Annotated in this window: 9 protein-coding genes and 2 pseudogenes; 9 read left to right on the forward strand and 2 right to left on the reverse strand. The window is 34.0% G+C overall.

All coding sequences use genetic code 11. From position 1 onward, the window contains the following. The first annotated feature begins 258 nt into the window (after positions 1-258). From SPAR10_RS08550 to SPAR10_RS08560, 3 genes are all read left to right on the forward strand, one after another. Entirely contained in the window at positions 259-1,242 is a 984-nt protein-coding gene (locus SPAR10_RS08550) for an Abi family protein (protein ID WP_004252980.1), read from the forward strand. A gap of 417 nt (positions 1,243-1,659) precedes the next feature. Beyond that, on the forward strand, positions 1,660-2,820 hold the full coding sequence (locus SPAR10_RS08555; protein ID WP_004252982.1) for an adenine-specific methyltransferase EcoRI family protein: 1,161 nt from the start codon (positions 1,660-1,662) through the stop codon (positions 2,818-2,820). A 3-nt stretch (positions 2,821-2,823) separates the two neighbouring features. Continuing rightward, positions 2,824-3,990, forward strand: a complete 1,167-nt coding sequence (locus SPAR10_RS08560) for an HNH endonuclease family protein (protein ID WP_004252984.1) — start codon at positions 2,824-2,826, stop codon at positions 3,988-3,990. 293 nt (positions 3,991-4,283) lie between these two features. Here SPAR10_RS08560 and SPAR10_RS08565 read toward each other — a convergent pair whose 3' ends face one another. Together SPAR10_RS08565 and SPAR10_RS11365 are read right to left on the reverse strand one after the other, a co-directional pair. After that, positions 4,284-5,375, reverse strand: a complete 1,092-nt coding sequence (locus tag SPAR10_RS08565; protein ID WP_004252990.1) for an Abi family protein — start codon at positions 5,373-5,375, stop codon at positions 4,284-4,286. A 201-nt stretch (positions 5,376-5,576) separates the two neighbouring features. Next, a pseudogene (locus tag SPAR10_RS11365) lies at positions 5,577-5,789 on the reverse strand (S24 family peptidase). 502 nt (positions 5,790-6,291) lie between these two features. On the opposite strand from SPAR10_RS11365, the gene SPAR10_RS08570 reads away from it, so the two are divergent. The 6 genes and pseudogenes from SPAR10_RS08570 to SPAR10_RS11370 all read left to right on the forward strand — a co-directional run. Continuing rightward, positions 6,292-7,548 carry a site-specific integrase gene (locus tag SPAR10_RS08570; RefSeq protein WP_004252993.1) on the forward strand — a complete coding sequence of 419 codons (1,257 nt, stop codon included), beginning with the start codon at positions 6,292-6,294 and terminating at the stop codon, positions 7,546-7,548. 13 nt (positions 7,549-7,561) lie between these two features. Then, the gene (locus tag SPAR10_RS08575; RefSeq protein ID WP_004252995.1) at positions 7,562-9,415 is read left to right on the forward strand and encodes a hypothetical protein; all 1,854 of its coding nucleotides are present in this window, start codon (positions 7,562-7,564) and stop codon (positions 9,413-9,415) included. Beyond that, complete coding sequence (locus tag SPAR10_RS08580; RefSeq protein ID WP_025170567.1) at positions 9,415-11,076, forward strand: hypothetical protein; 1,662 nt, start codon at positions 9,415-9,417, stop codon at positions 11,074-11,076. Before SPAR10_RS08575 ends, SPAR10_RS08580 begins: the two co-directional genes overlap by 1 nt. Next, complete coding sequence (locus tag SPAR10_RS08585) at positions 11,069-11,791, forward strand: hypothetical protein (protein ID WP_004253000.1); 723 nt, start codon at positions 11,069-11,071, stop codon at positions 11,789-11,791. Before SPAR10_RS08580 ends, SPAR10_RS08585 begins: the two co-directional genes overlap by 8 nt. A 10-nt stretch (positions 11,792-11,801) precedes the next feature. Continuing rightward, the gene (locus SPAR10_RS08590; RefSeq protein ID WP_004253002.1) at positions 11,802-13,871 is read left to right on the forward strand and encodes a zinc-ribbon domain-containing protein; all 2,070 of its coding nucleotides are present in this window, start codon (positions 11,802-11,804) and stop codon (positions 13,869-13,871) included. A 424-nt stretch (positions 13,872-14,295) separates the two neighbouring features. Next, positions 14,296-14,457: pseudogene (locus SPAR10_RS11370) on the forward strand (DUF4365 domain-containing protein); the annotation flags it as partial.

Raw genomic sequence — 14,457 nt, forward strand, 5'->3', positions numbered from 1 at the left:
GATAGATATTTGATAGAATAAAAAAAGTACAAAAAATTAAAATTATTTTTATCAAAGATTCAGCAAAACACAATATATTGATTTTTTCATTTGTAAACATAAAGTTTTCATTGAAAATTACTACATGTTGTGTCACGAGTGGTGATTTGACAACTATTATTGGATATTGTACAATAAAAACGTAAAGACAATCCCCTCATTCCGTTAAGGCAGACACGTTCTGACATGAGGGCTTTTATTTTACCCTAGGGAGCATATATGGAACCAAAATCTTTAAAAATCGAAGACCAACTCGACCTCTTCTATAGAAGAGGTGTTTTTATAACAGATAAAATTAAGGCCCTAGAGAAGCTTAAGCACATTAGTTATTACAGGCTTAAAGATTTCGCTAGACCTTATTCTAGTATAACAATGTACGGTGAAGTACCTGTATTGAAATACTCCAACATTACATTTGAAGATATTGTTAAAAGATATTATCAAAACAAAAATTTAAGAATAAATCTTCTTCATGCCATTGAGAAAATAGAAATATCAATAAAAAGAAATATTTCTTTCATTTTAGGGAGTAGATATGGTGCTTATGGGTATTTAGAATTTGATAAATGGGCAAATAAAAAAGATTACAAAAAATTTGAACTAGAGCAAGAACAGTTCTATTTTAAAAAGGATTTACTTAAAACGGTAAAAAAATCGTCCCTCTCAGATTTAGGCGATAAAAGAAATTTGAATACTGAAGGATTCCCAACAATTTGGATTGCAACTGAAATTTTAATGTTTGGTGAGCTAGTTCACTTAATAAAAATCATGAGTACCAAAAATCAAAATGAACTAGCAAAATTTTATAATTGTTCATTCAAAGAGTTGTTATCGTGGCTTAAATGTTTAAACTTTGCTAGGAATGTCTGTGCTCACAATGCCAATATCATTGATATCAATTTACAAACCAAACCTATAATACGTAATGAATGGAAAGATAAATTTTTGTATACTACGACAGATAGTAATGGCAACAAAATAGTAATACATAAAGTTGCCACTATAATTTTGATTACAATTACTTTAGTGAATGAAATAAATAAAAAATACTGGTGGAAGCCTATTAGGAGTAACATCGCTACAATTTGCAAAGATTCTGATGTTCATAAAGCTGATTTGAACGCTAATATCATAGGATTTGCAAATTCGACTACAGCGTTGGATTTAGCTACATTTGCTAATGGTAGCTACTTGTTAACGTAGTTTGTGTTAAAATTATCTCTGTATAATTTGTTAATTAATTAAATTCAAAAAGAAAAGCTCTTTTGGAATCAACTATAGTGAGATAGAATGCTGATATCGAGAAAGGACTAGCGTCGTCCTTTCTTTTTTTAATTACCTCTGAGTAAATTTTCTCTAGTAAAAAATTATTAATTAATGATATAATGTAAAATGAAATGGTAAGAAATAGGAATAACTTAATATACTTACTTAAATTATAATCGTTTAAATATACTTATATCATGGAATTAATATAAGATTAAACGATATAAATCCAAAATTCCTTATTTTCATAACAAATCGTTCGTTATAAAATAAAGAATTTTGAATATGTTTTTAAAACTAAATACAACGATTTTGTATTTATCTTTTACTTCCTAATAAAAGAGAGGGGAACAAATGGCTGAAAATTCTGCTCTACATACAGCAATGAGTGATAAAAATGATGAATTCTATACTTTATACTCTGATATCGAAAGAGAAATGAATTCTTATATCGATTTCAACCCCAAAGTATTTAACGGGAAAACTGTACTTTTACCTTGCGATGATCCAGAATGGTCGAACTTCACAAAATATTTTGCAGCAAACTTTGAACGATTAGGTTTAAAAAAATTAATTTCAACATCTTATTCAAAAGGTGCAGGAAATAAGCAGATGACACTGTTCGAACTTGGATCATCGTATTATGATGAAGAGAAGCACAGTACAAAGGGAAAACTATTTGTTCTAGAGTATGATAAAGATAATTCTGGAACTATTGATATTAATGATATAGAATTTTCTGGTTATCTTGAGGGAGACGGAGATTTTAGATCTGAAGAGGTTAAAAAATTACGTGATGAAGCTGATATTATCGTCACAAATCCTCCATTTTCTCTTTTTCGAGAATTTATGTCTTGGTTGAATGAATCAAAAAAAGAGTTTATTGTGATTGGAAACATGAACGCTGTTAAATATAGAGAAATATTTCCACTATTACAACAAAACAAAATTTGGCTAGGAACTACTAATCCTAAAGAGTTTGTAGTTCCTGAGATTTTATCAACTAGAAATAATATGTATACTAATCCTGATGGTGTAACGTTTGCTAAATTTGGTAATATTTGTTGGTTTACAAATATCGATCATGGTCTAAGACATTCTCCATTATTGCTTGACACCATGAAAAATAATTTGAAATTTAATAAAAAACTTATAAAAAAACTTAAAAAAACTTTTGGGAAGACTGAATATGTCAAGTATGCAAATTACGATGCAATTGAAGTCCCTTACGTAGAATGTATTCCTTCTGATTACGATGGCATCATGGGTGTCCCCATTTCTTTCTTAGAGAAATATAATCCTGAACAATTTGATTTAATTGGACGAACTGGGAATATCGAGTGGGCTGAATCTGATGAGTGTGATTTTTTTATTCCTCCTACTGAAGACGAGAAACTAATCTACAAACAACAAACAAAAACGTGGCGAGTACAAAATGCGTATTATGTGGATGAAAAGGGAATCGCGAATACTACATATGACCGATTTTTTATTAGAAGAAAAATGAAGGAGTAACTAATGAAAACAACTTTGCATACCGATTGGACAATAGAAGATATTTGTGAAGGTTTTGTATTTTCAACTTATGAAGGTAAGGGCCTTTTTGGCTTGGATGGGAAATTAATTATTCAACCTGAATATCAGAGAAACTATATTTATGACGATGGGAAGCGTGATGTTGCCGTTATAGAGTCTATTTTAAAAGGTTATCCACTGGGCTTAATTTATTTTGTAAAAAATCAAGACGGAAACTTTGAAGTGCTTGATGGACAACAACGTATTACTTCTTTTGCGCGTTATGTTAATGAGACACACCCATTCAAGATAGATATTGAAAATAAACCTTACTACTTTAGTACACTTCCTAAAGATAAGCAAGATTTGATACTAAATACTAAACTTACAATTTATGTATGTGAGGGAGAACCTTCTGAAATTCAAGAATGGTTTAAAATTATTAATATAGCGGGAGTCCCATTGGTTAAGCAAGAATTAAGAAATGCTGCTTATCATGGTACATTTGTAACTGAGGCAAGAAAATTGTTTTCAAATACTGGAAACGCTAATATGAATCGCTGGAGAACATATGTTAAAGGTGATCCTAAACGACAAGCAATCCTTGAAACAGCTCTTAGTTGGGTTAGTGATGGAGAGATTGAAGATTATATGGCAAGTCATCGAAATGATGATAACGTCAACGAACTAGAAAAGTATTTTGAAACAGTTATTAATTGGGTTGATGCTATTTTTGACTATACAGGTAATGAGTTATGTGGGATTGAATGGGGGCGTTTATATAAAGAATACCACCGTACACCATATTCGAAATCAACAGTTAATCAAAAGGTCAATGAACTCTTAAAAGATCCTCAAATACAAGATAGAAAAGGAATTTTTGAATATATTCTTGGAGGTGAGAAGAACCCAAGTCTTCTAAATGTTCGTGTGTTTGATAAAAGAACTAAGCAAGCCGTTTATAATAAACAAACTATTGCAGCTGAAAAAGATGGCACTTCAAATTGCCCTCTATGTGCGATTGGTAACGACAACAACTCGAATCGTATTTGGAAATTATCCGAAATGGATGCAGACCACGTTACTGCATGGAGTAAAGGGGGGGCTACAGACGAATCAAATTGTCAAATGCTCTGTGTTACACACAATCGTGCAAAAGGGAATAGATAAACTGAGGAATTCTTTATCCATGGTCAAAAATGAATATTTCTTTCTTTTATAATGGGATTTTTTATAAAAATAAGACAGTAGAATCAAATCTACTGTCTTTTATAATATCCGAACATCTAAATTATTTTAGAAAAAATGCAACTATGACCTATTATTTAACTTCTAAATAAAAAAACCAGCAATAATTTTTGTCTGGTTTTTTTTATTTAAAGCAATGCCGCCATCGCTTTGTGCTCTTAAGAGCGTCTCATATACAAATACTATACAAAATAAAAAGAAAATTGTCAACTATTTTACAGAATATATTTTTGGCCTCTTAATACAGCTTTCCATTCTCTAAAATTTTCATTGCCCATTCGTTTAAGAAGTAAGTTATTTGTCAACTTGCCTTTTTTCAGTCCCATACTAAAAATATTAGCAATGTATATTTTTCTTAAATGTCTTTCAAGTATAGATATATCTGCAAAAAAACTAAGGATTTTTAACGTATCAAAAAGTTTTAACCCAGAAGGCAAATTACCTAAATTAATTGGATTTAACTTAAAACTTCTAATTAATAATCTATTGATTTTATACTTATTTGGTGTTCTAAATCTTTGAATCAGTGAATTATGAGCACAATTATTTCTTAAACATAATAAAAAATCCAGCATATTTAAAAATTGATTTCTTTTACCCGTTCCAAATCCAAAATCTGCCATAATTTTTTCTAATACAGGAATTTTTAAATAATGCAGAAATCTTAGTAGTTTCCCAAACTCAAGTGTTTCAATTGCCACCCATAATGGTACAGCAACTTGCAAATTAGTATGAGTATCTACATCATTCGGAGGTATATATGAATGGTCTTGATAAAAACTATCATCAATATGTTCGTAATTTACAGTAAGCTTATTCAAAAATCCAGATTTAAATAGCACAAAGTCATTAAAATATTGATAAATAGGAAAATTTTGTTCATTTTGGAACGGATAAGAAGCTGAAAAACTACAATAAGTACTACTTGATGGATTACTATCTTTCGGATCCATATAATTATTCTTATTCGTATATTGCATCGTATCATTTAAACTAGAACAATAAGCTTCAGAAAAATGGTAAGAAACAGATGCCTTCAGTCTCTCTTCAACTTGATTAAGAATGGCAAGGACTTCCGAAGTAAATTTTTTATCAAATTTATAGATATGTAAAAAATCTCTTAGGTGTACCCCTTGATACCTTTTAGGGGTACAATTATCCAAGAGTAACGATTCAATTCCATTAAACATTTCAAAATAATTATAATTGATCAAAGCTTTTTCTAATTTATTTTTATCAGCTTTCAAGCCTCTCTTTATTAACTTATCTCTTAAATTAGTTCTTGTCTCAAAATTCTTAATTCCCACAGTTATAAGTCTCTAACCTTTCAAAATCATAACATTAATATGATTTGCTATAGTATTCATTATATCACAAAAAAATATATCTGAAAATTTCTTCTACTATATTATCTTGCCTTAAATCAAGGTTTTTTCGTTTCTACTGAAACGTAATGACCTATTATTTAACTTCTGTAATAATCAAATTGTGAAGTTTTTTGAGAAGAATTAATTTTTACTATAAATTTCGTTTATTGAAACGAGTCGTAGATAGTTTTTGTAACGATACACTTTTTTTACATAGGTTTGATTATTAAACTCAAACGCATAAATTTATCTGTCCTCGACATTTGTAGATTGCTTAATCAATACTACATCACCATCAGGAAGTTCTGGCTCCATTGAGTCACCTACAACCCATGTTGCAAAATCATGAGGAATATTTTAGGTTGAATAAGTAAGAGTATAATCTTCATCTCCAAAGTAGGAGTAGCCCGTTCCTGCAGAAAGACCTTCATAGGTTTTATAACTGAAGAGATCAACAACTTTGTTGTCGAATACAACTTTAAAATCATTATCTCAGATGACAATTTAGTCAAAATATGTTATAATGCAGAAAAAGTAAAAATAATAAAAGTAACTTACAAAAGTAAAAGAAAAAAAGTAAATAGATAGCCACGGCAGATATTCCTTTCATCGTTTAGAAGGGTTGCTGTGGTTATCGTTGTTGCTGGGCTAATTAATTGCTCTTATTACTTAGATGAAGTTACTTTTATTCTTGAATTAATTTAAATAATAATAACGATCAATGAAAGTACTCATCGATATTCCCTTTTCGCAGTTTAGAGCGCAAAGGAGGACAGTACTGATTTGGTCGTTTTTTTGCGTATTGACATCCTAAAACCCAGTCAGAACCTTCAGTTATAATAAACAAGGAGAATTAATGAAATTTGTAGTTTATAAACATTCGCTGGTTTTAGGCGATAACAACATTGTGACAAAGCAATTTATTGTTTTGAAGCACGATGATGGCAATCTACAATTTACTGATTTTCATCGTTATGTTAAATCTACTTCAAGAATCAAGTCGATCTCAGATGATGGGAATAAACGCTTTTCTTACGTTGTTAAGTTTCTTAATTTCATATTTGGTACTCTTGGACTTAAAAGTGTAGATCAACTTACACTTGAAATGGTTAGAGAGTTTTTTACGCTTTATGGATTATCTCAGTTACCAGGGGATAGCGGAAAAAGGAAAAAAAGCACTGTTGAACAATGCGTAAATGCAGTTCTTGACTTCTTAACTTTCTATTTAAGTGAGCGTGAGGGAAAGGCTAAGTTAAAAGCAGAAGAATTGTATTCTACGACAACTTTTACGAATAGTCGAGGGCGGGTTATAAAACGTAAAGAACCAAATTTTGAAATCTACGTAGATGATAGTAACACTGAGAAAGCTATTTTTCGTGATATGCCAAATAGTGCTTTTGAGATGTTGTTTTCTCACATTGCTCATTATCATAAAGATCTACTCATGGTTGTTGCCTTGGGAGCCTTTGTTGGCTTAAGACCATCAGAAGCATGCAACGTAAGGCGTGAAGATAGTCCTTTAGGACCAGGTGTTTTATTCCACCAAAGTGATGGCCAAGTATTTAAGATAGAAATTGACTTACGAAAAGAAATACCTCTTAGGAGCGATTTAAAGCCGACTGGACGGATTAAAAAGGAAAGACTTCAAGCAGTACCTTATATCTTCTTGGAGGTCTTTTTAGACACCTACAATGACTATATGACTTATCTGGAAGGTAAGAAATATGAGAGGGACTATGGGCCACTCAATCTTAATAAACAAGGCAAGGCGTTAACCTATGACGTGTACTACCAACGATTCCGTAAAATCATTCGTGAAGAGATGATTTCTCTTTATCTCAATGCTGACGATGAAGAGGTTGTTTTCTTTGGCAGGCTTTTACAAGAGCACAATATCTCTCCGCATATCTTTAGACATTGGTACACGACACAGTTAGTCTTATCAGGAGTTTCTGAAATCAGTGAGCTCATGTCAGCAAGAGGTGACAAATCGCCTGAGAGTGCATGGGTTTACCTGCAAAACAAGGGAGAGATTGCAAAACAATATGGACAAGTCAATGACGGGGTTTTTGACTATATGAACTGGCGAGCAAGTGAAATGTATGGTAAATAGATAAGGAGTAGCAATGGCTTATTTGGTGAAGGATATTCTGGAGAAGAGTTTAGCAGAACTAAATGCTGATACATCTGAGAACAGAGAAGTCATCAGTCAGTTTTTACTTGATAACGCTTGGTTTGGTATTAAGGTAGATATGACAAACCTTAGCATATCAGAATCAGATGCCCATTTATTGACTGACAAAATAAAGGCTTTCCTATCTGGTCCAGTGGGTTTAACGGGCCTACAGCCTATTTTTAAACAGAAGTTCCCAATGACATTTGAGCTGTTTCAAGATTTCTCAAAAGAGCAAAAGTTGTCCAGAAGTAGTAGATTCTACCTTCAAGATTTTCTTGCTTATGATTTAACCAAGGATTTGTTTCTTTACAGTGATAGTGAAATAGAACGGCTGGTTCAAGAGGCAACAGAAGTGCTCAGTAAATCCTATGGTGAAGAGTTAAACGACTTTATCAGATGGATGATGGCTAAAGGCATTACTCATTATCGTAAGAGCTTTGAAATGACGGCCAGATACACCTTAGAGGATAAAAATGGGGCATATGAGTTAGATGACTATCTAGAACTCATGTATTACCTCTTCAACGATGCCTATATTGAAAAGCAGGATATGCTCTATCATGCAGCTTCTTCAAAGAACTATGCCGATACTTGGCTATACTTAGCCCTTCATTTCATTTGTGCCTTGCGAACAACAGACCTTGAACGTCTTGGCCATCCAGAACTGCCTAGAGAGCCCAAAGGGGTGCTAGAAGCCGTTCAGAATGGGACATGGAGTAGTAGTGAGGCAAGACGAACCCTTTTTAGTATCACCACACGTTTAACCTATCTCAATGTTAGACCTAATAAAACAAAACGATCTTCCAATGTTAGTAAGCTAAAATTCCATGTTCCTGAGAGTTGTCAGGTCCTCATCGGAACCTTATTGGCTATCTGTGAATCTCATTATCAATTAGGAAATAACACAGATAGCGAAGAGTCTCTTATCCGTAAAATCAATGATTACGAACGGATTTGTAAGTACATGGGTGATGAGATTGGTTCTCTCTTCCTTGAGCGGGACTTCAGTAGTCGATCAGCCAATAAGTCTTACTTACAAGCTGTTGCCATGTTGGCAGATGATGTTCTAGAGGAAAAATCGGAATTGAATATAAAAGGCTATTTCTTAGCAGCTTTAGCTAGAAGTCATAAAGGCACTTACAATGAATTTGCCCAAACTACAACTGCTTATTTGAAGGATGCTCAACTTGGTCAATTACAGCCTGAGATGGTTGCAAAAGAACTCTTCGAACGTGGTGTTTTATCTATGATTCCATCCATGCTGTTAACGATAGTAACCAGAGGTAAGTATAAGGAGTTAAGCCCTAGCCAGCAAACTCAAATGATTCAACAACTAGATCTAACACCTAGTGAGATTGAAAAAACGCTGGAGTTGAGTATTAGAGCAGATTCAAAGGCTCAAAAAGCCCTCCAAACAGTCGTGAGAGAGGATATGAACCCTGACCAACTACTTACAGTTTGCCATCGTATTGGTAATGGTGAAGCTTTTTCTAAACAGGGAGAAAGCATGTGTCTCTTGTCCGCCCTGGGCAAGTTTTGTCCCTATAATGACAGAATGCACTGTGTAGGCTGTCAGTATGAGCTCCAGACAAAATCCACCCTGTTACTACTTGTTGGTGAGTTTAACCGATTGAATAAAAAATATGTCAAAGTGCAAAGCAATCTAGAAAAAGGTAAAATTCGAGCGATTATAGAAAAACAGCTCAAACCTTGTTTGACTGAAATGCTACAAGCACTAGCTGAACAATATGGAGAGAATGTGCTAAACGACTATGAAGAGATTATAAAGGAGTTAATTAAATGATGAGTGATCCAGCTAAGTTATTTCGAACCGTGACAAACTTTACCATTTTCGACAACAATCTGATTGGTCATGCCAGAGAGGTTTTTGATGATTACATAGAGAAGGGGATTATCCTCAATTATGACTTTGATCATCACAAATGGGAGACTACCAATGAATATGCTAATGTCACCTTTTTATTCAACGTCAATACCTTTCAATACAAACGGTTCTATCAGCCTTTCTTTGGTATAGATTATGAAGGATTTATCGCCTATCTTAAAAGCTTTATTGTGCTGTCCATGGATCAACATGTACTGGGCTCTTTACAAGCTTTTTTACGAGATATAAAGCGTATGATCAAGGAGACGAAGCGGGATATTCTTTCAGACATTGAAGTCATTAAAATCAGCTCTCCTAGTCTTTGTATTGATTTTCTGGCCAGTCTTCCCTATCCAGATGATAGTGAAGTGAGCCAGCTTCTTGAGCAGCTGGATAATACGATGACTATTGTCTACCAAAACAAGCCCAAACAACAACGACAATTGGCTCAGTTCCAGTCCTATTTTGCATTCAATGATATATTAGCGGATTATTGGGGTCAAGCCTTATCTCAAGAACAAAGGCTCTTTTACTTCCCACTCTATCTTTGGTGGCAAATTACAGCTGTGATTCCACTAAGACCCAGAGAATTTTTGCTAACTCAAAGGGATTGCTTGTCTGAAAAAGATGGTAAGTATTTTCTCACACTTAGACGTAATAACTTAAAGGGAAAAGAGAAATCGGTATCTCACAAGATTTCCGAGGATTATTATAAGACCACTTATGAGATTCCTAAAAGTTTGGCTATGGACATACAAGATTATTTAAACTTAACAAATAGTCAATCAGCAACAAAGCTCAACACCCTCTTTGTCACTGATTCTCACTACAAACGGTGGGAACGTAGGACTGGGGTAAACAATCGTTTCTTGACCTATACCAACCTTAATACCATTCTCAAGTATTTCTACAATGAAATAATTACTGAACAATATGGTTATCAAGTTTACTATCTAAACCCCCCTACAAAGCTAGAGGACAAGGAAATTAACTTTATTCATATTGGTGACACTAGGCACATTGCTATGATTAACTTGATTGCAGAAGGAGCTAGCCCAGTGACAGCAATGTTATTGGCAGGACATGACAATGTGGCGACTTCATCCCATTATTTCTCAAATCTTAGTCAATTCATTGAATGTAGTAGTTATCAAGTTTATCGAAAACTTACCAGTTCTCAGACCAACTATGCTGTAAGTAAAGCTCAACGTCAATACACCATTGGAAAGGATTATGTCACCTTAGACAACAAAGGTCGATGTTATTCTCCATGTTACGCTAAAGGTGATTTTTCAGATTGCCTCAAAGTGATCAGCTCACATGCAGAGCTTGGAGCTTGTACCAGTTGCCCGTTTTACCGTAAGGCTGGAAAAGACTATTTCACCATGGACAAAAGTTATAAAAGGGCCATTGACGAGGAGGCACTGAGTGTTGATGAAGCAATAAAACGAGTTCGAGAAGGTAAAGGTCATGTGGAGGATATTGGAGAGGCTTTACTAAAGCTAAAATCAGTTAGTCACTCGTATCAAGAGTATTTAAAAGCAAAACAGCTATCGTTAGAGGAAGAATCAAATGGCTAGAAGAAAACATATAGAAGACGTTGAAATCATAGAGCACTTTGAAAAATATTTGCAAGAAGAATGTTCGAATAATGTATCTCTTTTTAAAATACCTAGATTCGGCGACTATCTTAGAAAGAATGGCTTTCCAAGTGTTGCAGACACAACCTTAAGACGAAATACTAGCTTTAGAGAGGTGCTTGCCGAAAGAAAAGCTAAATACGACGAGGAGGAAGAGTATCGAACTGTCATCACTTATAAGACTATTGATGTTGATAGTTTCATGGCGACAAATCGGACACCTAATGCTATCCGCACTGGTTTATCTGAATTGAATCTATACTACAAGAAGGTTGCAGAAGCTGCTCTTGAGTTTAAAAATGAAAATGTGAAACTCCAAGATGAGAATGAAGAACTGAAGGAGCAAATTCAACAATTGCTCCAGAAGGAAACAAGTCGAAAAGCTTTAGAAACGGAAAATATAAAGCTACGTGCTCTAATTAAATCAAGTGTATATCCTGAGATTGCAAATGAATTATTGAAAGAAGAGGGAATACTTCAATCTGAGCAACAAGTGATTACAGATGAGTTTATGGTGAATAATATTCTCACTGCTGATTCAGAAATTAACTTTCATTCTGATACTACTAACAGTAAAGATGATAAAGGCGACATAAGAAAACCTAAAAAGGTAGTAGCAATCAAAGATTTACTGGATAGTAAAACCAATTACTAAGGAGGTTTTAATGATAGATGTGATAAAAGATTGCCCTTTACTTTTGATGTATTGGGACTTCAAATTAAATCATCTTGATATTGAAATGACAAAAATAAATCGACGAGCATGTGCTCATTGGATTTGTCCTGATTGTTCTTACAGTTGGGAAGCAAAGGTTTATGATGTGTACAGAAGTAGCTTGAACAGTAAGGCATTTTGCCCTTGTTGTCAGCTAGGGAAATTATTGGTCAAAGAAAAGAATAGCATTCCTGCCGTCTTTCCTGATTTCGAAAACTATATCAATTTTCACCATGAAAACAAGGATACCATCCTAGAAGAGCTTTGGAATGAAAAGTTTAATTCAAAGCGTGTTTTCCACTTAAAATGCCCTACATGTCAGGTCAGTTGGCGCGACACAGTAATGAATCTTCGATTATTTCAATCAGAGGACAAAGAGCTCTTTCATTTAGATTGTAATGAATGGGGTTATCACTATTATTATCATGAGGTATATCCAAACCTTGCTAAGATTTATAGTGATGATAGCAACCAAATTTCGTTTGCCCAGTTACAACTTCATCACAACGTCACCCTACCTGTTCAATGGAAATGTGACCACTGCAATAGTCAATTCGAGTTATCCATTGATCAACTATTTAATCGTATCAAGCGAAATGGCTATTATTGTACGAACTGTCAGGCCTCATTTGATATGCCACTGGATGACAATGTCGATTATGAGCCATTGTCCTTTTTAACACCATCTTACTTAGACGAATGGTCAACTAATAACAATATAGCCGTAGAACAAGTAGATAACTTGTCAAATATAGAAGCCCTATGGACCTGCTCAGTATGCCATGGAGAGTATGCGTGTTTAGTTCGAGAAAAGAATCAGGAGAGTTGCCCATTTTGTTCAAATAGACAGTTGTTAAGTGGCTTTAACACACTTGATAAAACTCATGCCTATCTTGATATATTCTGGTCTTCTGACAATGATGGTAGCTTGACTGATTACTGGCAATATTCTACCGAGCCACTAACTTGGCTATGCCCTTGTTGCCAAATTGTTTTTCAGTGCAGTCCCCAAGAGATGGTTCTTCGCACTAATTTCGAAAATCAAGTCTTTCAAACATGTCCCAACTTATGCGATTGGAATACTGAAGTGTTCCAAAATCAAATCTTTTATAGCGAACCTGAGTTGGTTAAAGAGTGGAGCGATAAAAACGATGTTCCAATCTATCTAGCTCAAACGACAATCGAGACCAAGAAATATTGGTGGCATTGCTCAACCTGCCAAGGAGATTATCAGTGCTCTATTCCTATTCGAAGAGCCTCAGCTAACCCATGTCCTTATTGCAACAAGGAGACCCCCCTCAAGGGCTATAACACACTTTTAGATGCTTACCCTGAATTAGTAAGTATTTGGAGTCCTAAAAATCAGGAGCAAACAGATTCTATAGTTCCCAATGAAGTTGAAAAACGGACTTTTATGTGGCATTGCAATAGCTGTAATTTAGACTTTAAAGAAAGAATGAATACCGTGCTAAAACGTTATTTAACCTCGGAAACCAAAAGTCTAAAAGATATTTGTCCCTATTGCACACATCTGCTCCCAAACCCCAAAACAGAATCAATAGACGTAGTAAAACCACTCCTTATTGAAGAATGGCAGTCGGATATCTATGGGAGCATTTCAGCAGTCTTTCCATCCTCTACAGCAAAAGTTAATTGGAAGTGTAGAAGGTGTCAGGGGGAATTTGAAGCTAGAATCTGTGAACGTGAAGAAAACGATAATTGCTGTCCTTACTGTTTTGGACGAAAAGTACTACCAGGATATAATTCATTTGATGTTACGCAGCCAATCTTAGTTCAGGAATGGGATTACTTAAATAATATTCTATTAGCAAACCCTAGTGAAGTCAGTGAAAAGAGTCGGATCAATGTGTGGTGGACCTGCAAGAATAATGGTGAACATAGGTACAAGATGTCCTTATATAATAGAGTTTTATTTGAGAAACGTCACAAAGAACCATGTTTAATTTGTAAAGGACGGAGAAGAAAAAGGCAACATTTTGTGCCTTTCAAGAATATTTAGGAAGACCAGGTTGCTAAAAAGTAGCTTGGTTTTTTAGTTTTAGACAATTTCAACAAACCCAGCAGCTACATAAAAATACTTTGAATTCTCAAAAACTAAAAATTTATGTACAATTGACCAAACAAGACTTAAACCATTGATACAAATGAATTAGAAGCATAAAGTACATTCTTTAAATAGTGTACTTTATTTTTATTTTGTACATTATTCTGGAGTGTTATTTTGTATGTTTTCTAGTACATAATATCATCTAATCGAAGAAATTGATTTGTACATTTTCGACTCTAATAGGTGTAGAAGAAGTGGTGGTTCAATTGTACATTTTTTGAAGCTTATTTAAGTTTCAATTGAACACAAGATATAGATTTTTATTTTGTTGATGGTATAATAAATAATACATAGTGTTATGTTATGAGGTGATAATTTGGCAAATAATAGACAAATTGAAACGTTAGGCGTTTCATATCTGGCAACATTTATTAACAGAAATAAGTTGCTTCAGACTTATTTCGATAACAATGATAAAACTCCAGCGTGGGATGGGGAAATTCATGTCTTAAAAATGCTAGTGAGAAAAAGAGCGAAA

Origin of the sequence: Streptococcus infantis SPAR10, assembly GCF_000279535.1 — a bacterium.
Classification (GTDB): domain Bacteria; phylum Bacillota; class Bacilli; order Lactobacillales; family Streptococcaceae; genus Streptococcus; species Streptococcus infantis_I.

Coding starts and splice junctions, on each gene's coding strand:
- SPAR10_RS08560 (WP_004252984.1), top strand. CDS start 2,824: ATGAAAACAACTTTGCATACCGATTGGACAATAGAAGATATTTGTGAA.
- SPAR10_RS08570 (WP_004252993.1), top strand. CDS start 6,292: ATGAAATTTGTAGTTTATAAACATTCGCTGGTTTTAGGCGATAACAAC.
- SPAR10_RS08585 (WP_004253000.1), top strand. CDS start 11,069: ATGGCTAGAAGAAAACATATAGAAGACGTTGAAATCATAGAGCACTTT.
- SPAR10_RS08550 (WP_004252980.1), top strand. CDS start 259: ATGGAACCAAAATCTTTAAAAATCGAAGACCAACTCGACCTCTTCTAT.
- SPAR10_RS08555 (WP_004252982.1), top strand. CDS start 1,660: ATGGCTGAAAATTCTGCTCTACATACAGCAATGAGTGATAAAAATGAT.
- SPAR10_RS08590 (WP_004253002.1), top strand. CDS start 11,802: ATGATAGATGTGATAAAAGATTGCCCTTTACTTTTGATGTATTGGGAC.
- SPAR10_RS08575 (WP_004252995.1), top strand. CDS start 7,562: ATGGCTTATTTGGTGAAGGATATTCTGGAGAAGAGTTTAGCAGAACTA.
- SPAR10_RS08580 (WP_025170567.1), top strand. CDS start 9,415: ATGAGTGATCCAGCTAAGTTATTTCGAACCGTGACAAACTTTACCATT.